We start from the raw sequence: 18,381 nt of genomic DNA, 5'->3' as shown, positions 1-18,381 counted from the left end.
GGAGGTAAGCATATGAAACGCGTCCTGATCGGCCTGTTGGCCGCACTCCTCACATTGCCGGCGCTGGCCGAGCGCAAGCACAGCGTCGGCGAGTACGACATCCACTACAGCGCCTTCAATTCGGGCTTCCTGCAGCCGGACATTGCCGCCGCCGCCGGACTCACGCGCAGCAAGACCCAGGGCGTGGTCAACGTCTCGGTGATCAAGGGCGGCAAGCCGGTCGCGGCGCAGGTCAGCGGTGTAGTGAAGAACCTGCTCGGACAGGATCGCGCGCTGGGCTTCAAGCAACTCAAGGAAGGCGACGAGGCGATCTATTACCTCGCGCAGTTCCCCTTCGACTCGCAGGAAACCCTGCGTTTCGCCCTCACCGTACAGCCGACCGGCGCCGAGCCGTTCAGCTTCGAGTTCACCCAGGAATTCTTCCCCGACCGATGATGCCTTTTTCCGAACTGGTGCTGGCCAGCCACAATGCCGGCAAACTCAAGGAACTCCAGGCCATGCTCGGCGACACCGTGCGCGTACGCTCGGTGGCCGAGTTCAGCAGTGTGGAGCCGGAAGAGACCGGCCTGTCGTTCATCGAGAATGCCATTCTCAAGGCGCGCAATGCGGCACGGATCTCCGGCCTGCCGGCGCTCGCCGATGACTCCGGCCTGGCGGCCGACGCCCTGGGCGGCGCACCGGGCATCTACTCGGCGCGCTACGCCGATGGCCAGGGCGATGCTGCCAACAATGCCAAGCTGCTGCAGGTGCTGCGCGACGTGCCGGATGCCGAGCGCGGCGCGCAGTTCGTCTGCGCCCTGGCGCTGGTGCGGCATGCCGACGATCCGCTGCCGATCATCTGCGAAGGCCTCTGGCACGGCCGCATCCTGCATGCGCCGCGTGGCGAGCACGGCTTCGGCTACGACCCGCTGTTCTGGGTGCCGGAGTGCGACTGCTCCAGCGCCGAGTTACCCGCCGAGCAGAAGAACCAGCTCAGCCACCGCGCACGCGCCATGGCCCTGCTCAAGCAGCGGCTGGGGATATGATCGCCGCAAGCCCCGCGCCGGCAACCGGCCAGGGCCGCTTCGAACTGCCGCCGCTGGCGGCGTACGTCCATATCCCCTGGTGCGTGCGCAAGTGCCCGTACTGTGACTTCAACTCCCACACGGCCGGCCCTGAGCTGCCAGAAGAGGCCTATGTGGCCGCGCTGCTGGCCGATCTTCGCGCGGATCTCGAGCACGTCCAGGGACGCCGGCTAAGTTCGATCTTCTTCGGCGGCGGTACGCCAAGCCTGTTTTCCGCCAAGGCACTGGCGGAGATCGTCGACGGGCTGGAGCGGCTGGTCGGCTTTGCCGAGGACATCGAGATCACCCTGGAGGCCAACCCGGGGACGTTCGAGCAGGCCAAATTCCGCGACTACCGCCAGCTCGGCATCAACCGGCTGTCCATCGGCGTGCAGAGTTTCCAGGCCGACAAGCTCAAGGCGCTGGGGCGCATCCACGATGGCGACGAAGCGATTCGCGCCGCCGACATGGCCCGCGCCGCAGGCTTCGAAAACTTCAACCTGGACCTCATGCACGGTCTGCCGGACCAGAGCCTGGAAGATGCGTTGAGCGACCTGCGCATCGCCATCGCCCAGCAACCGACGCACCTGTCCTGGTACCAGCTGACCCTGGAACCGAACACGGTATTCTGGACCCAGCCACCGCAGCTGCCCGAAGACGACATCCTCTGGGACATCCAGGAAGCCGGCCAGACGCTGCTCGGCGAGCACGGCTATCGCCAGTACGAGACCTCCGCCTATGCCCAGCCGGGCCGACAGGCGCGGCACAACCTGAACTACTGGACCTTCGGCGACTTCCTCGGCATCGGTGCCGGCGCCCATGCCAAGCTCAGCCATGCCGACGGCCGCATCCTGCGCAGCTGGAAGACCCGCCTGCCGAAGGACTATCTGGATCCGGGCAAGGCCTTCTGCGCAGGCGAAAAACAGCTGACAGCGGACGAGCTGCCCTTCGAATTCCTGATGAATGTGCTGCGCCTCACCGACGGCGTGCCGGCCATGCTGTTCACTCAGCGCACCGGACTGGCGCTGGATGCGATCGCCAAGCCACGGTGCGACGCCGAAGCGCGCGGCCTGCTCTCGGCTGATCCAGCGCGCCTGGTGGCAACGCCGAAGGGCCAGCTGTTTCTCAACGACCTGCTACAAAGCTTCCTGCCTTAAGGACCCTGCATGGATTTGCTACTCGACCTGATCGTCACGCTGTCGCGCTGGAGCCGCAGCCACCTGTCCGATATTTCCCTGGCACTGATGGCGACCCTCTTCGTGCTGTTCGGGCCGGCAATCAATACCTGGGTAAAGGGCGCGGTCAGCAGCCTGAATTTCTTTTTCCGCACGCTGATCTTCGTGCTTGTCTGCGCGGTCGGCTATGGCCTGGCCATCGTCTTTCTCACGCCGTGGATGACCCAGGGCCTGGCGCACCTGAACAACTACAGCCTGGCGCCGGTACTGCTGCTGATCTTCTTCCTCATCGGTGTGATCGCCGACCGCAATTAACGCCGCTCAGCCCTCGCGCAGGAAGCGGTCGAGATCGACCGCCTCGCCGGGCTGCAGATGCAGCTGCTCGCGCAGATCCGCATACAGCGGGTCATACAGGCCATGAAAGCCGAACAGGATATCCTGCCTGACCTGTACGCCATGCGCGCGCAGGCACTGCCTTACCCGTTGCAGGAAGTTGCAGGCGACATCCCGATGCATCCGGAAGCGCTCGTCGATATGCAGCTGACCGGCTTCGACGCAGAGATGAAAGCAGGCCCACTCCGGTCTCGGCTCGGCGCCTTCGACGTGATAGTCAAGAGTCAGGCGATAGCCGGGCCGCACATCGGTCGGCAGCCGGCTGATTTCCACATGTCCGGGTCTGAACACCGTTTCCCCCTCGTCGCGCCTGAGCGCTCGATAACTGACACCGAGGCTGGCCGCATTCGTCGCAGCGCAACCGGCCCAGAGCATCCTTGCACCGCTACATCCATACTTTCTTGACGCCTGTCATCACCGCATCGCACGGGCAGGCATTCAATGGTCCCGCTTCGCACGGTCTTCGCAGGAGACAGGGTTATGGCCACGACCTCAAAGCAACTGAAGCTCAGCGCACTGGTGGCGCTGGTGATGGGTTCGATGATTGGCGGCGGAATCTTCTCCCTGCCGCAGAACATGGCGGCCAGTGCCAGCGCCGGCGCCATCCTGATCGGCTGGGCGATCGCCGCGGTGGGCATGCTGACCCTGGCGTTCGTCTTCCAGAGCCTGGCCAACCGCAAGCCGGAACTCGACGCCGGCGTGTACGCCTATGCCAAGGCCGGTTTCGGCGACTACATGGGCTTCTCGTCCGCCTGGGGCTATTGGATCAGCGCCTGGATCGGCAACGTCAGCTACTTCGTGTTGCTGTTCAGCACCCTCGGCTACTTCGTACCGATGTTCGGCGAGGGCAACACCCTGCCGGCGGTGATCGGCGCCTCGCTGGTGCTGTGGGGCGTGCATTTCCTCGTCCTGCGCGGTATCCGCGAGGCGGCGTTCGTCAATCTGGTCACCACCATCGCCAAGATCGTGCCGTTGATCCTGTTCATCGTGATCACCGCGCTGGCCTTCCGCCTGGACGTGTTCACCGCCGACTTCTGGGGCCGCGGCAACCTCGAGCTGGGCAGCGTCATGCAGCAGGTGCGCAACATGATGCTGGTGACGGTGTGGGTGTTCATCGGCATCGAGGGCGCCAACGTGTTCTCGGCCCGCGCCGAACGCCGCAGCGATGTCGGGCGCGCCACGGTCATCGGTTTCTACAGCGTGCTCGCGCTGCTGGTCCTGGTTAACGTGCTCTCCATGGGCATCATGAGCCAGGCCGAGCTGGCGGGCCTGAAGAACCCTTCCATGGCAGGCGTGCTGGAGCAGGTGGTCGGTCGCTGGGGCGCGGTGCTGATCAGCGTCGGCCTGGTGGTTTCGCTGGCCGGTGCCCTGTTGTCCTGGACCCTTCTGTGTGCCGAGATTCTCTTCGCCGCCGCCCGTGACCACACCATGCCGAGCTTCCTGCGCAAGGAAAACGCCCGCCACGTTCCGGTCAACGCGCTGTGGCTGTCCAACGGGCTGATCCAGCTGTTCCTGATCATCACCCTGTTCAATGCCTCCACCTACCTCAGCCTGCTCTATCTCGCCACCTCGATGATCTTGGTGCCGTACTTCTGGTCGGCGGCCTATGCATTGCTGCTCGGGGTTCGCGGCGAGGGATACGCGAACGCCGCGGGTGAACGGCGCAAGGACACGCTGATCGCCGCCGTCGCTACGCTGTATGCCGTGTGGCTGGTCTACGCCGGTGGCATGCAGTACCTGCTGCTGTCGGCGCTGCTCTATGCGCCGGGGGCACTATTCTTCGCCAAGGCCAAGCGCGAACTGGGACAGCCGGTATTCAGCGGCATCGAGAAGCTGATCTTCGCTGCCGTGCTCGTCGGTGCGGTGATCGCGGCCTATGGTCTGTACGACGGTTTCCTGTCCCTCTGACCGGCGCAGCAACGCGCCCTCTCGCCAAGGCCACAAGCGGCGGCGAGCCACTCTGCACCCACAGGTGCAACGATTGACGGAGGCAATGCCATGACTCAGCAACCGGCGAAACTGGGTGTTCACTCCGAAGCTGGCAAGCTGCGCAAGGTGATGGTCTGCGCGCCCGGGCTGGCCCACCAGCGCCTGACGCCGAGCAACTGCGACGAGCTGCTGTTCGACGACGTGCTCTGGGTCAACCAGGCCAAGCGCGACCATTTCGATTTCGTCACCAAGATGCGCGAGCGCGGCGTCGAGGTGCTGGAAATGCACAACCTGCTGACCGAGACGGTGAGCAATCCAGAGGCCTTGAAGTGGATTCTCGACCGCAAGATCACCGCCAACCAGGTCGGCATCGGCCTGCAAGACGAGGTGCGCAGCTGGCTCGAAGAACAGCAACCCCGGCAGCTTGCCGAGTACCTGATCGGCGGTGTGTCGGGCAGTGACATCCCCGGCACCCAGAGCGGCGAGATCGTCAGCCTGTTCCGCGACTACCTGGGCCACTCGAGCTTCATCCTGCCGCCGCTGCCCAACACCCTGTTCACCCGCGACACCAGCTGCTGGATCTACGGCGGCGTGTCGCTCAACCCGATGCACTGGACCGCGCGCCGCCAGGAAACCCTGCTCACCGCCGCGATCTACCGCTTCCATCCGCAGTTCACCGGCCAGGACTTCAAGGTCTGGTATGGCGATCCCGAGCTCGACCACGGTCTGGCCACGCTCGAAGGTGGCGACGTCATGCCGATCGGCAAAGGCGTGGTGCTGGTCGGCATGGGCGAACGCAGCTCGCGGCAGGCCATCGGCCAGTTGGCGCAGTCGCTGTTCCGCCACGGCGCGGCCGAGCGCGTGATCGTCGCCGGCCTGCCGCGTTCCCGCTCGGCAATGCACCTGGATACGGTGTTCAGCTTCTGCGATCGCGATCTGGTGACCGTTTTCCCGGAAGTGGTGCAAAGCATCGTCGCCTTCAGTCTGCGCCCTGACGAGAGCAAGCCCGGCGGCATCGATCTGCGCCGGGAAAAGGCCAGCTTCCTCCAGGTGGTAGCCGAAGCTCTCGGCCTGCCGGCTCTGCGTGTGGTGGAAACCGGTGGCGACAGCTACGAGGTGGAACGCGAGCAGTGGGACGATGGTAACAACGTGGTCGCCCTCGAACCCGGCGTGGTCATCGGCTACGACCGCAACACCTTCACCAACACGCTGCTACGCAAGGCTGGCGTCGAAGTCATCACCATCAGCTCCAGCGAACTGGGTCGTGGCCGCGGCGGCGGTCACTGCATGACCTGCCCGATCGTGCGCGACGCGCTCGACTACTGATCACCGCGCCGGGGTTTGCCCGGCAACCCCACATTGCGGAGGACGCGCCATGGCCTTCAACATCCACAACCGCAGCCTGCTCAGCCTGATGCACCACAGCGAGCGCGAGCTGCAGTATCTGCTCGACCTCTCTCGCGACCTCAAGCGCGCCAAGTACAGCGGCACCGAACGCCAGCACCTCAAGGGCAAGAACATCGCACTGATCTTCGAGAAGACCTCCACGCGAACCCGCTGCGCCTTCGAGGTGGCCGCCTACGACCAGGGCGCCAACGTCACCTACATCGACCCCAACTCTTCGCAGATCGGCCACAAGGAAAGCATGAAGGACACCGCTCGGGTGCTCGGGCGGCTGTACGACGCCATCGAGTACCGCGGGTTCAGGCAGGAGATCGTCGAGGAGCTGGCGCAGTACGCCGGCGTGCCGGTCTACAACGGCCTGACCGACGAGTACCACCCGACCCAGATGATCGCTGACGTCATGACCATGCGCGAGCACAGCGACAAGCCACTGCACCAGATCAGCTACGCCTACGTGGGCGATGCGCGCAACAACATGGGCAACTCGCTGCTGCTGATCGGCGCCAAGCTGGGCATGGACGTCCGCATCGCCGCACCGCGCGCCCTTTGGCCCAGCGAGCAGCACGTCAAGGCCTGCGAGGAATTCGCCGCGCAGAGCGGTGCGCGCCTGCTGCTCACCGAGGATACGCAGGCGGCGGTGCAGGGCGTCGACTTCATCCACACCGACGTCTGGGTCTCGATGGGCGAGCCGATGGACGCCTGGGCCGAGCGCATCCAGCAGCTGCTGCCCTACCAGGTGAACGCGGCGCTGATGCAGGCGAGCAACAATCCGCGGGTGAAGTTCATGCACTGCCTGCCGGCGTTCCACAACAGCGAGACCAAGGTCGGCAGGGAGATCGCCACGCGCTATCCGCACCTGGCCAACGGTATCGAGGTCACCGAGGAGGTGTTCGAATCCCCGGCCTGCATTGCCTTCGAGCAGGCGGAGAACCGCATGCACACCATCAAGGCGATCCTGGTCTCCACCCTCGCCGACATCTGACGTGACCGGCGCCCGTGACGGGCGCGCTGGAGGAACCGACATGCGCATCGTCATCGCGCTGGGCGGCAATGCCCTGCTTCGCCGAGGGGAGCCGCTGAGCGCCGAGAATCAGCGAGAGAACATCCGCCGCGCCTGCGCACAGATCGCGCGGGTCGCACCGGGCAACGAACTGGTGGTGGCGCACGGCAACGGCCCGCAGGTCGGGCTGCTGGCCCTGCAGGGGGCCGCCTACAAGGAGGTACCCAGCTATCCGTTGGACGTCTTGGGGGCCGAAACCGAGGGCATGATCGGCTACATCATCGAGCAGGAGCTGGGCAATGTGCTGCCATTCGAGGTGCCCTTCGCGACGCTGCTGACCCAGGTCGAAGTGGATCCGCAGGATCCGGCCTTCCAGGCGCCGAGCAAACCGATCGGCCCGGTCTACGGCCGCGAAGAGGCACAGCGTCTGGCCGAACAACGGGGCTGGAGCATTGCGCCCGACGGCGACCATTTCCGCCGCGTGGTGCCCAGCCCGCGGCCGAAGCGGATCTTCGAGATCAGGCCGATCAGCTGGCTCCTGGAGAAGGGCTGCGTGGTGATCTGCGCCGGCGGCGGTGGCATTCCGACCGTCTACGACCAGCAGGGGCGGCTACAAGGGGTTGAGGCGGTGATCGACAAGGACCTGTGTTCGGCGCTGCTGGCCGAGCAGCTCGGCGCCGATCTGCTGGTGATCGCGACCGATGTAGACGGCGCCTACCTGGATTGGGGCACCGCGCAGCAGCGGCGGATCGTCGAAGCCCATCCCGAGCAACTGGAACGCCTTGGCTTCGCCGCGGGGTCCATGGGCCCAAAGGTCGAGGCAGCCTGTCAGTTCGCCCGTCATACCGGCAAGGTCGCGGTGATCGGCTCGCTCGAACAGATCGAGGCCATCGTCCGCGGCGAAGCCGGCACACACGTCAGCCTGGCGGCAACTGGCCTGCACCACGCATAAAAAGGGCGCCAGCGGCGCCCTTCGTTTAGCAGGTGAACCTCAATTGCCGCGACGCAGCGCCTGCGGCGAGAAGTCACGCGGGCCGAGTTTCACGTCGAAGTCGTACATCGGCTCGTTGTTATCCAGGCCATCGACGAAGTAGTTGCCGTCCTTGAGGTGGTAGAGCGTCTCCAGCGTGCTGTTGAACATCGGCACCTCGTAGTAGCTGATCGGATGGCTTTCCTGCAGGCCGATCAGCTGCCCGTTCTCGTCATACAGATCGACGGCCAGAATCGCCCAGCTGTCCTCGTCGATGTAGAAGCGGCGCTTGTCGTAGAGATGGCTGAAGCCCTTGCGCAGCGTGGCGTCGACCACCCACACGCGGTGCAGCTCGTAGCGCAGCAGGTCGGGATTGAGCGTGCGCGGCTGGACGATGGTGTCGTAGGCAATGCCCTTCTGATGCAGGGCGTAGCTGTTGTAGGGCACCAGCATTTCGCGCTTGCCGAGCAGCTCCCACTCGTAACGATCCGGTGCGCCATTGAACGAATCGACCACATCAGCCGTGGCCAGGCCGCTGGTGTCCGGTTGCAACGAATCGTAGGCCAGCGAGGGCAGACGACGCACACGGCGGTCGTCCGCACTGTAGCGCCAGGCCTTGCGGGTGGTGAGCACCTGATCAATCGGGTCCTGCACCACCAGCGCCGTGCCGGAAAGCTTGGCCGGCGCGGTGACGCGGTACTTGTAGTACAGCACGGTATTGTCCAGATCCGCGTAGGTCATGCCTTCGCGGTTATAGACGTAGTACACGTGGCGATCGCGCTTGATGTAGTTGGCCCGGCCGCCGATCACCACTGCCTGGTTGTTGATCATGTGGCTCTGGTCACCCTTGTAATGCAGGATGTGGTTCCAGATGACCTCGATACCGCTTTGCGGAATCGGGAAGGGAATCCCGGCCGCCGCGCCCTGGATGCCGTTGCCGTTGGCGATCAGTTCGGCGCTGACGGCGTTGAAGCGAGTGGCGTCGTAGATGCGCTGCGGTACCGCCGCGCTGCGGCGGGTCGGGAACACGCGCAGGTAATAGTCAGGATTGCGCTCGAGCAACGCCTTCATGCCCGCGGATAGCTGTTCGCTGTGCTCGGCCAGGTTAGTGCCATCGACCCGATAGAGCATCGCGTCGGCGGCAAAGGGATCCGGGTGGTGCATGCCACGTTCGTAGCCGGCTGGCGGCGCGACGCCTCCAGTCCAGGCGGGAATGGTGCCGGCCGCATTCGCCGACCGTTCGGCACCCAGCGGCGTCAGGTCCTGCCCGAGCCGGGCGGCCTGCGTACTGTCGACCTTGGCCTGTACCGGCAGTGCGGCACAGGTGGCCAGCATCAAGGCTCCAATCTTCGCGTACATCGTCTACTCCCCCAATTGCGCACGATGTCAGGGCGCTGCCAGGCATGCCCGATCATCGGCGTTGCATTGTTATCGGTGTGGGCAGGCATGCCTTCCTGGCCGGCATTCGTCCCTGGCCGCTGTTGCGGCTCTTCGATTGGATGCGGCCAGCGTGGCTGGCCTGGCACCGCCCGCGGGCGGTACGGCGGCAGCAGCACAGGCTGCCGTTATTACGCTGTCACTCAGTCGACGCGCTGGAATTTCAAGTCCCAGACGCCATGCCCGAGCCGCTCACCGCGGCGTTCGAACTTGGTCACCGGACGCTCAGCGGGTCGCGGTACATAGCGGCCATCCTCGGCCAGATTGCGGTAGCCCGGGGCGACGCTCATCACCTCGAGCATGTGTTCGGCATAGGGCTCCCAGTCGGTGGCCATGTGCAGCACGCCGCCGATCTTCAGCTTGCTGCGTACCAGCTCGGCGAAGGCCGGCTGAACGATGCGACGCTTGTGATGACGGCTCTTGTGCCAGGGGTCTGGAAAGAACAGCAGCACGCGGTCGAGGCTGGCGTCGGGTACGCAATCGCGCAGCACCTCCAGAGCGTCGCAACTGTAGACCCGGACGTTGCTCAATTTCTGTGACACAAGTCCGCTCAGCAGCGCGCCGACGCCCGGTTTATGCACTTCGACGCCGATGAAGTCCTGCTCCGGCGCCGCAGCAGCCATCTCCAGGGTCGAATGACCCATGCCGAAGCCGATCTCGAAGGTGCGCGGCGCACTGCGGCCAAAGACGGCGTCGAAGTCGCGCAGACCATCCGCCAGCTCAAGACCGAACAGTGGCCAGCCCTGCTCCAGGCCGCGCTGCTGGCCTTCGGTCATGCGCCCGGCGCGCATGACGAAACTCTTGATGGTGCGGCGAGGCGCGCTCTGTTGCTCTTCGGCCGCGGGGTTCTGCTCAGTCATGGTCTACCTGCAAGACATAAAAAAGGCCGGCCCCGACCACGGTCGAGGCCGGCCACGAATCGTTTCAGCGAATCAGCCCATCCAGCGGCGACGAGGCGCTGGCGTAGAGCTTCTTCGGCATGCGCCCGGCCAGGTACGCCAGGCGCCCGGCCTCGATGGCGTACTTCATCGCCTCGGCCATCAGCACCGGATTCTGCGCATGGGCGATGGCGCTGTTCATCAGCACCGCTTCGCAGCCCAACTCCATGGCGATGGTGGCATCCGAAGCGGTGCCGACACCGGCGTCGACCAGCACGGGCACGGTCGCTTCCTCGAGGATGATGCGCAGGTTGTACGGGTTGCAGATGCCCAGGCCGGTGCCGATCAGGCCGGCCAGCGGCATCACCGCGATGCAGCCCATTTCGGCCAGCTGGCGAGCAATGATCGGGTCGTCACTGGTGTAAACCATGACGTCGAAGCCGTCCTTGATCAGCACTTCGGCGGCTTTTAGGGTCTCGATCACGTTGGGGAACAGGGTCTTCTGATCGGCCAGTACTTCCAGCTTGACCAGCTTGTGGCCATCGAGCAGTTCACGTGCCAGGCGGCAGGTACGTACCGCGTCCTCGGCGGTAAAACAGCCGGCGGTGTTCGGCAGGATGGTGTAGCGCTCGGGGCTGATCACGTCGAGCAGGTTCGGCTCGCCCGGATTCTGGCCGATGTTGGTGCGGCGCACCGCGACGGTGACGATCTCGGCACCCGAGGCCTCGATGGCCGTGCGCGTTTCCTCGAGATCCTTGTACTTGCCGGTGCCGACCAGCAGGCGCGATTGATAGGTGCGACCGGCCAGGGTGAAAGGCTTGTCGTTCGGAACTGGGGGCATGAGAAATCCTCGTTCGGACGTGTTGCTGCGGGCTGGGCGCCGCAGAGGCGGCGTCATTCGAATGAGCGGGCGGCGGCTAGCCGCCACCGATGGCGTGCACCACTTCGACCTGGTCGCCTTCGCTGAGCGCGGTGCTGGCGTGCGCGCTGCGCGGCACGATATCGCGGTTGAGCTCGACGGCCAGACGGCGGCCGGTCAGTTCCAGACGCGCCAGCAGGTCAGCCACCGTCTCGCCGGCTGGCAGCTCGTAGGGTTCGCCGTTCAACTGAATCTGCATGCTGTTCGCCGCATTGCGCAAAGGGGACGGCATTCTAGCCCGAACCACCCGGTGCACCAAGGCGAAGGCCGCGGCCGTTCGTCCCGCTCAGCCGCGCAGGCGCCAACCAGCCAGTCCCAGGCACAACCAGCCGGCCAGGAATGACATGCCCCCGATCGGCGTGATCATGCCGAGCCTGCCGACGCCGCTCAGGGTGAGCAGGTAGAGGCTGCCGGAGAACAGCAGGATACCGACGACGAACAAGGCGCCTGCCACAGTCAGCAGGCGGCCGGGCCGATGCAGTGAAAGCAGCGCGACGCCCAGCAGCGCCAGTGCATGGAGCATCTGGTACTGCACGCCCGTCTGAAACACCGCGAGATAGGCAGCGCTCAACTGGCTTTTGAGGGCATGGGAAGCGAAGGCACCCAGCGCAACGCCGGTAAAGCCGAACAACGCGGCAAGGACGATATAAGCACGAATCATTGCCATTTCCGGTCGATAGCCTTAGCGGCCGCTATAATGCCCGCTCTTTTCGCCCACGACCAAGTGCCATGTTGCGGAACCTCCTGCTGCGCCTGTCCAAACTGCTGCTCTGGCTGATCGGCCTCTCGGTGCTGCTGGTGCTGCTGTTTCGCTGGGTGCCCCCGCCGTTCACCGCTTTGATGATCGAGCGCAAGATCGAGTCCTGGCACACAGGCGAAGCTATCGACCTGACCCGCAAGTGGCGGCCCTGGAAAGAGCTGCCAGACGACCTGAAGGTGGCAGTGATCGCCGCCGAGGACCAGAAGTTCGCCGACCACTGGGGCTTCGACATCGCTGCAATTCGCGCCGCCCTCAGCCACAATGAACGCGGTGGCTCACTGCGCGGTGCCAGCACATTGAGTCAGCAGGTGGCGAAGAACCTTTTCCTATGGTCCGGCCGCAGCTGGCCGCGCAAGGGACTGGAGGCCTGGTTCACTGCGCTGATCGAGCTGCTGTGGCCCAAGCAGCGCATTCTCGAGGTGTACCTCAACAGCGTGGAATGGGCCGACGGAATCTTCGGTGCCGAGGCGGCCGCGCGTCATCACTTCGGCATTGGCGCGCCCTATCTGTCGAGCCGTCAGGCCAGCCTGCTGGCCGCCGTGTTGCCGAACCCGCGACAATGGAGCGCTGGCAAACCCAGCGGCCATGTGAACAATCGGGCCGCCTGGATCCGGCAGCAGATGCGCCAGCTCGGCGGCAGCCACTACCTGCAGCGCATCAAACCCGACCGCCGGGACTGGTGGCCAAGCTGGCTTTAGGCCAGCATGCAAGACAACCGGCGCAGCAGGAAGCAGCACCACCGGTGCTTTATGACGTATCTCCCGCTCGCCCAGTGCGATGGGGTTTGACTATGCAGTATTTGATCGGACCCAAGAGCAACGATGAACACCTACCTCGTCCGGCTGAGTCTGGGCTACTTCTGCCTGGCGATGTTGTGGATCCTTCTTGGCGACACCCTGGTCAGCCGTCTGGTGGCAGGCGACGACCAGGCCTGGCACATGGGCAAGGGCGCGCTGTTCGTGACGCTCACCAGCGGCCTGATCTTTCTGCTTGGTCGACAGCACTTCCGTCGCTTCGATGAGCAGCAGCGCGCCCAGCATCTGCAGAAGACCAGTCTGAAGCAGGCCGCTGCGGTCTTCGACAGCACCCAGGAAGGCGTACTGGTCACCGATCCGCATCAGCACATCGTGCATGTCAACCCGGCATTCAGCCGCATCACCGGCTACAGCACGGAGGAAGTGCTCGGCCAGACGCCGAAACTGTTCGCCTCCGGCAAGCACGATGCAGCCTTCTATCAGGAGATGTGGCATGCACTGCGCGAGCACGGGTCCTGGAGCGGCGAGATCTGGAATCGGCGCAAGAACGGCGACGTCTATCCACAGTGGCAGAATCTGCGCTGCATCTACGACGATCAGGGCCAGCTCAGCCATTATGTCGCGGTATTTTCCGATCTCTCGGCGCTGAAGCGTTCACGCGAAGAACTCGATCAGCTCGCTCACTATGACCCGCTGGTCAATCTGCCGAATCGCTTGCTGTTCACCGAGCGTGCCAAGCAGGACCTCGAGCGCGCCCGGGCGAACAAACGCAGCGGCGCGTTGCTGCTGATCGACCTGGACCACTTCAAGGACATCAACGAGAGCCTCGGGCACAGCCTGGGCGACGCCCTGCTCCAGGCCGTCAGCGCCCGACTGAGCGAACAGCTGGAGAACGGCATGACCCTCGGCCGGCTGGGCGGCGATGAGTTTGCCCTGCTCTGCGAGGACCACGGCGCGGAAAAGGCGACCGCACTGGCGTTGCGCCTGCTGGATCGGCTGAACGAGCCTTATCACCTGGACGACCGCGAGCTGTTCAGCAGTGCCAGCATTGGCATCGTGCTCTACCCGTACCCCACCGACGTACAGAATGTCGAGCAACTGATGCGCAATGCCGACTCGGCGCTGTTCAAGGCCAAGAGCAGCGGCCGCTCCACCTACGCCTTCTATTCCCAGGAGTTGACCAGCCAGGCCCGTCAGCGCGTCGAACTGGTCACCGCGCTGCGCCAGGCGCTGGAGCAGGGCCAGCTGCGTCTGCATTACCAACCGATCTACGATCTGCGCCACGGCACCATCACCGGCTTCGAGGCGCTGGTACGCTGGCTCCATCCGGAGAAAGGGCTGATCGCACCGGGCATTTTCATTCCCATCGCCGAAGAAACCGGCTTGATCAGCGCCATCGACCGCTGGGTACTGGAGCAGGCTTGCCACCAGGCGCAGGAGTGGCTGGCCCAGAATCGGCCGCTCGGCTTCATCGCCGTGAATATTTCCAGCAGGTTGTTCGGTAACGGCGAACTCGATCTGCAGGTCGCCACGATCCTCGCCAGATCCGGGCTCGACGCGCGCCATCTCGAGCTGGAGATCACCGAAAGCGCAGTGATGCAGGACCCGGATGCCGCCGTCCAGCTACTGCAGCGCCTGCGCGCACTCGGGGTGCAGCTGGCGATCGACGATTTCGGTACCGGCTACTCGTCATTGCAGCGGCTCAAGCGGATGAACGTACACAAGCTCAAGATCGATCAAGGGTTCGTTCGCGGGCTGCCGAACGACCATGATGACGCCGCCATTACCCGATCCGTCATCGGCCTGGCACACAACCTCGGTTTGAAAGTGGTGGCCGAGGGCATCGAAACCGCGGAGCAGGCGGCCTTCCTGCTCGGACAAAGCTGCGATTACGGGCAGGGCTACGGCTTCGCCCGGCCGCTGCCAGCAGAATCGATCGAGTGGAGCCCTACGGCACTCGATTATGGGCAGCACTGCCACTCGTCGCGCGCCTGAGCGGACGCGTATATCAAACGGCCAGTACGAAGGGTAAGCTGACCGAGTTCCCGGAGTCGCCGATCCATTCCAGTTTCCGCCTCAGCGCTTGCGGCATACTGAACCGATCGGCTACCGGCGGGCTGACGCACATTCTGACCCGCGGGGCATCCAAATCGATTCAGACATGCGCACTGCAGCGAAGATGATGAGCGACCCAGCCCAACCCGCCAGCCAGTTCCAGGCCCTGCGACAGTTGTTCACCCGGCAGAACGGTATTGCCTGGGCGATGCTGTTGTTCACCCTGCTGGTACAGCTGGCGGCCTGGCAGAACCTGCGCGCCAACGAGGACCGGGCGGCCGAACAGCAGTTCCAGCTACTCAGCGAGAAAGTCACCGAAGCCATCCGCAAGCGGCTACGCGACCACGAGCAGATTCTCCTCGGGGGCGCCGGCCTGTTCGACGCCGTCGACCACGTCAGCCGCGCGCAATGGCGTCTGTATGTTCAGCGCCTGCTGCTGCCAGACCGCTATCCGGGCATCCAGGGCGTAGGCTTCAGCCAGGCCATCGCGCCGGACGAGCGGGACGCGCATATCGCACGGATTCGAGCCGAAGGCTTCCCGGAGTACGACATCCATCCGCCTGGTGAGCGCGACCTCTATACCTCGATCGTTTTTCTCGAGCCCTTCGTCGGGCGCAACCTGGCCGCTTTCGGCTTCGACATGTACTCCGAGCCGACCCGCCGCCGGGCCATGCTGCGGGCTGCGCGCCTGGGCGAGACCAGCATCACGGCGAAGGTGACGCTGATGCAGGAGACCCACGGCAAGGTCCAGGCCGGCGTACTGCTTTACGTGCCGGTATACCGGCAAGGCGAGCCGACCGACACACCCGCGCAGCGCATGCAGGCGCTCATCGGCTTCGTCTACAGCCCCTATCGCCTCGATGATCTGATGCAGGGCATCCTGCGCGCTGCCGACCTGCCGCTGGCGCTGCATATCTACGCCAGCGACGACGAAGACCCAGAGCAACTGCTCTATGCCTCGCCCGATGCGCCACAGCCCGGCGACGCTCGCTACAGCCGATTGCAGCAACTGCACCTGTACGGCCAGACCTGGACCCTGCGCATGGATAGCCGGCCGGAGTTCGACGGGCGCTTCCATGGCAACGAAAGCCTGATGCTCGCCCTGGGCCTCGGCCTGAGCCTGCTGGTGTTCTTCCTCACCTCCTCGCTTGCCCTGCGCCATAGCCACATCCAAGCCCTGGCGGAAGAGATGACCCAGCGCATCCGCCAAAGCAAGAATGACCTGAAGGTGAGCGAGGAGCGGCTCTCGCTGGCGCTCAAGGGCAGCAACGATGGCCTCTGGGATCTCGATTTGGAAGCAGGCAGCATGTATGCCTCGCCACGCGCCTGGGAAATGCTCGGCTACCGGCCGGACGAGTTGTCTTGCGACCTCAAGCTATGGGAACGCCTGACCGTACCCGAGGACCTGACGCAGCAGAAAGCCAAGCTGGCGCAAACCATGCTGTCCAATCTCGATCACTTTACGAGCGAACTGCGCCTGCAACACAAGCACGGCCATGTCGTACCCGTTCTGCTGCGTGGCTATATCCAGCGCGACCCGCAAGGAATGGCCCAGCGCATCAGCGGTACCCTGATGGACCTGACCGAGCGCAAGCGCATCGAGCAGATGAAGAATGACTTCGTCTCGACCGTGAGCCATGAACTGCGCACGCCCTTGACCTCCATCAGCGGTGCGCTCGGCCTGATCGTCGGCGGCGCGCTCGGTGCGGCGCCGCCAGCCATGCAGCAGATGCTAGAGATCGCCTACCGCAACAGCCTGCGCCTGGGTCATCTGATCAACGACCTACTGGACATGGAGAAGATCGCTGCCGGCAAGATGGCCTTTGAACTGCGCGAGCATTCGCTTGGCAAGCTGCTGGAGGAATCGCTTGCAAGCAATCAGCCACTGTGCGGCCAGCATGGCGTGCGCTGCACGCTGCACCATCCACAGGACGTCCTGGTCTGGGTCGACAGCCTGCGCCTACAGCAGGTGCTCGGCAATTTTCTTTCCAATGCCGTGAAGTTCACTCCCGAAGGCGGAGAGATCAGCCTGCACACCAGCGTTCGCGGCGCGCGGGTACGCATCAGCGTGACCGATCAGGGGCCGGGCATACCGGACGCCTTCCGCTCACGGGTATTCGAGAAGTTCGCCCAAGCCGATGCCTCTGACAGTCGGCAGAAGTCGGGCACCGGCCTGGGCCTGGCGATCACCAAGGAGCTCATCGAGCGCATGGGCGGCACAGTCGGCTTCGATTGCCAGCCCGGCGCTGGCACCACCTTCTGGTGCGAGCTGCCGATCCAGACGCCGACAAGCGAGGCAGACAACCGGGAAGGCCTGCCGCGGATACTGGTCGTCGAAGACGAGCCGGATACCGGGCGCCTGCTGCACATGATGCTGCGCGAGGGAGGATACGCGGTGGATCGCGTGCAGAGCCTGCATCAGGCACGGGAGAAACTCGCCACCGGGTGCTACGAGGCCATGACGCTGGACCTGCACCTACCCGATGGCAGCGGGGCACAGTTGATTGACGAACTGCGCGCACGGCCGGCCATACACGAATTGCCGATCGTCGTGATTTCCGCAGCGCACCAGTTCGACGAGGCGAAATTCCCGGACCGGATCGTCTGGCTGCACAAGCCGATCACCAATGCGCAGCTGTTGGCCGCGATAGACCAGGCGCGACGAAACACGCTTCATCAGGGCGACGAACAGCGATAACTAATGCCTGAGAGCCGGACGTTCGGCAAAAAAAATCGCGGGGGCCATCGGCATCCCGCGATTCGTTCCTGCTAAAGGGCGTCAGGCCTGGATCGAGCCCTTCAGCTTGTTCATCGCGTTCTTTTCCAGCTGACGAATGCGCTCGGCCGACACGTTGTACTTGGCCGCCAGGTCGTGCAGGGTCGCCTTGTCCTCGTTCAGCCAGCGCTGCTGGAGAATGTCCCGGCTGCGCTCGTCGAGCCCCTCGAGCGCGGCGTGCAGGCTGGAGGTGGAGCTGTCACTCCAGTCGGCATCTTCCAGCTGACGCGCCGGATCGTAGCGATGATCTTCCAGGTAATGTGCAGGCGACTGGTAGGCGCTGTCGTCGTCGGCATCGGCGGCCGGGTCGAAGGCCATGTCATGACCGGTCAGGCGGCTTTCCATCTCGCGCACTTCATGCGGCTCGACGCCCAGGCTGTCGGCCACGGCGGTGACTTCATCGTTGTTCAGCCAGGCCAGACGTTTCTTCTGGCTGCGCAGGTTGAAGAACAGCTTGCGCTGCGCCTTGGTGGTAGCGACCTTGACGATGCGCCAGTTGCGCAGGATGAACTCGTGAATTTCGGCGCGAATCCAGTGCACGGCGAAGGACACCAACCGCACACCCATTTCCGGATTGAAACGCTTGACCGCCTTCATCAGGCCGACATTGCCTTCTTGGATCAGGTCGGCCTGGGCCAGCCCGTAGCCGGAATAGCTGCGGGCGATGTGAACGACGAAACGCAGGTGCGCCAGCACCATCTGCCGAGCCGCTTCGAGATCTTGATGATAGAAGAGGCGCCCGGCCAGCTCGCGCTCCTGCTCGACGGTGAGCAGCGGGAGGCTGTTCACGGTCTGCACGTAGGCCTCGAGATTCGCTCCCGGGACTAGCGCTTGAACAGGTTGCAGAGTAGTTGTCATGCAGTACCTCCAATGACGAAGCTGCAGCA

18 protein-coding genes are annotated in these 18,381 nt (G+C 64.3%); 11 read left to right on the top strand and 7 right to left on the bottom strand.

The window, feature by feature from the left end; translation table 11 throughout:
- Window positions 1-12: 12 nt before the first annotated feature.
- The 4 genes from ACX1DW_RS18785 to ACX1DW_RS18770 are packed head-to-tail and all read left to right on the top strand — an operon-like array spanning window position 13 to window position 2,533.
- Window positions 13-435, top strand: a complete 423-nt coding sequence (locus tag ACX1DW_RS18785) for a DUF4426 domain-containing protein (RefSeq protein ID WP_102838907.1) — start codon at window positions 13-15, stop codon at window positions 433-435.
- Complete coding sequence (rdgB, locus tag ACX1DW_RS18780) at window positions 432-1,025, top strand: RdgB/HAM1 family non-canonical purine NTP pyrophosphatase (RefSeq protein WP_458992125.1); 594 nt, start codon at window positions 432-434, stop codon at window positions 1,023-1,025. Before ACX1DW_RS18785 ends, rdgB begins: the two co-directional genes overlap by 4 nt.
- Window positions 1,022-2,200 carry a radical SAM family heme chaperone HemW gene (gene hemW, locus ACX1DW_RS18775; RefSeq protein ID WP_458992124.1) on the top strand — a complete coding sequence of 393 codons (1,179 nt, stop codon included), beginning with the start codon at window positions 1,022-1,024 and terminating at the stop codon, window positions 2,198-2,200. Before rdgB ends, hemW begins: the two co-directional genes overlap by 4 nt.
- A gap of 9 nt (window positions 2,201-2,209) precedes the next feature.
- Complete coding sequence (locus tag ACX1DW_RS18770; protein WP_003303164.1) at window positions 2,210-2,533, top strand: DUF3392 domain-containing protein; 324 nt, start codon at window positions 2,210-2,212, stop codon at window positions 2,531-2,533.
- 6 nt (window positions 2,534-2,539) lie between these two features.
- Here ACX1DW_RS18770 and ACX1DW_RS18765 read toward each other — a convergent pair whose 3' ends face one another.
- Window positions 2,540-2,884 carry a DUF5064 family protein gene (locus ACX1DW_RS18765; protein ID WP_102838910.1) on the bottom strand — a complete coding sequence of 115 codons (345 nt, stop codon included), beginning with the start codon at window positions 2,882-2,884 and terminating at the stop codon, window positions 2,540-2,542.
- A 207-nt stretch (window positions 2,885-3,091) separates the two neighbouring features.
- Between ACX1DW_RS18765 and arcD the strand changes: the two genes are divergently transcribed.
- The 4 genes from arcD to arcC all read left to right on the top strand — a co-directional run bounded on the left by arcD (window position 3,092) and on the right by arcC (window position 7,896).
- Entirely contained in the window at window positions 3,092-4,519 is a 1,428-nt protein-coding gene (arcD, locus tag ACX1DW_RS18760; protein ID WP_458992123.1) for an arginine-ornithine antiporter, read from the top strand.
- A 90-nt stretch (window positions 4,520-4,609) separates the two neighbouring features.
- Window positions 4,610-5,866 carry an arginine deiminase gene (arcA, locus tag ACX1DW_RS18755; RefSeq protein WP_125867232.1) on the top strand — a complete coding sequence of 419 codons (1,257 nt, stop codon included), beginning with the start codon at window positions 4,610-4,612 and terminating at the stop codon, window positions 5,864-5,866.
- A gap of 49 nt (window positions 5,867-5,915) precedes the next feature.
- Window positions 5,916-6,926, top strand: coding sequence for an ornithine carbamoyltransferase (locus ACX1DW_RS18750; RefSeq protein ID WP_102838912.1), 1,011 nt, complete (start codon window positions 5,916-5,918; stop codon window positions 6,924-6,926).
- A gap of 40 nt (window positions 6,927-6,966) precedes the next feature.
- On the top strand, window positions 6,967-7,896 hold the full coding sequence (gene arcC / locus ACX1DW_RS18745) for a carbamate kinase (RefSeq protein ID WP_458992122.1): 930 nt from the start codon (window positions 6,967-6,969) through the stop codon (window positions 7,894-7,896).
- Between the two features lie 39 nt (window positions 7,897-7,935).
- On the opposite strand, the gene ACX1DW_RS18740 is transcribed toward arcC, so the two are convergent.
- The 5 genes from ACX1DW_RS18740 to ACX1DW_RS18720 form a co-directional block, all read right to left on the bottom strand.
- Window positions 7,936-9,273 (bottom strand): DUF1329 domain-containing protein, encoded by a 1,338-nt coding sequence (locus ACX1DW_RS18740; RefSeq protein WP_200597321.1) that lies wholly within the window; start codon window positions 9,271-9,273, stop codon window positions 7,936-7,938.
- Between the two features lie 221 nt (window positions 9,274-9,494).
- Window positions 9,495-10,211 carry a tRNA (guanosine(46)-N7)-methyltransferase TrmB gene (gene trmB, locus ACX1DW_RS18735; RefSeq protein WP_102838915.1) on the bottom strand — a complete coding sequence of 239 codons (717 nt, stop codon included), beginning with the start codon at window positions 10,209-10,211 and terminating at the stop codon, window positions 9,495-9,497.
- A gap of 64 nt (window positions 10,212-10,275) precedes the next feature.
- On the bottom strand, window positions 10,276-11,070 hold the full coding sequence (locus ACX1DW_RS18730) for a thiazole synthase (RefSeq protein ID WP_125867235.1): 795 nt from the start codon (window positions 11,068-11,070) through the stop codon (window positions 10,276-10,278).
- Between the two features lie 76 nt (window positions 11,071-11,146).
- Entirely contained in the window at window positions 11,147-11,347 is a 201-nt protein-coding gene (gene thiS, locus ACX1DW_RS18725; protein ID WP_063540920.1) for a sulfur carrier protein ThiS, read from the bottom strand.
- 87 nt (window positions 11,348-11,434) lie between these two features.
- Entirely contained in the window at window positions 11,435-11,809 is a 375-nt protein-coding gene (locus tag ACX1DW_RS18720; RefSeq protein WP_110778811.1) for a DUF423 domain-containing protein, read from the bottom strand.
- 68 nt (window positions 11,810-11,877) lie between these two features.
- Here ACX1DW_RS18720 and mtgA point away from each other — a divergent pair, with 68 nt between their 5' ends.
- The 3 genes from mtgA (at window position 11,878) to ACX1DW_RS18705 (ending at window position 17,416) form a co-directional block, all read left to right on the top strand.
- A complete protein-coding gene (gene mtgA, locus ACX1DW_RS18715; protein WP_458992121.1) occupies window positions 11,878-12,606 on the top strand; it encodes a monofunctional biosynthetic peptidoglycan transglycosylase in 729 nt (242 codons plus the stop codon).
- Window positions 12,607-12,729: 123 nt separating this feature from the next.
- Entirely contained in the window at window positions 12,730-14,658 is a 1,929-nt protein-coding gene (gene dibA / locus ACX1DW_RS18710; RefSeq protein WP_458992120.1) for a phosphodiesterase DibA, read from the top strand.
- Window positions 14,659-14,845: 187 nt separating this feature from the next.
- Entirely contained in the window at window positions 14,846-17,416 is a 2,571-nt protein-coding gene (locus ACX1DW_RS18705) for a hybrid sensor histidine kinase/response regulator (protein ID WP_458993418.1), read from the top strand.
- An 81-nt stretch (window positions 17,417-17,497) separates the two neighbouring features.
- On the opposite strand, the gene rpoH is transcribed toward ACX1DW_RS18705, so the two are convergent.
- Window positions 17,498-18,352: an RNA polymerase sigma factor RpoH gene (gene rpoH / locus ACX1DW_RS18700; protein ID WP_003297176.1), complete on the bottom strand. Its 855-nt coding sequence runs from the start codon at window positions 18,350-18,352 to the stop codon at window positions 17,498-17,500.
- Window positions 18,353-18,381: the final 29 nt, after the last annotated feature.

Source organism: Stutzerimonas sp. KH-1 (genome assembly GCF_054483855.1).
Note: the sequence above shows the minus strand (reverse complement) of the source record. Positions and strands in the feature narration are given on the sequence as shown.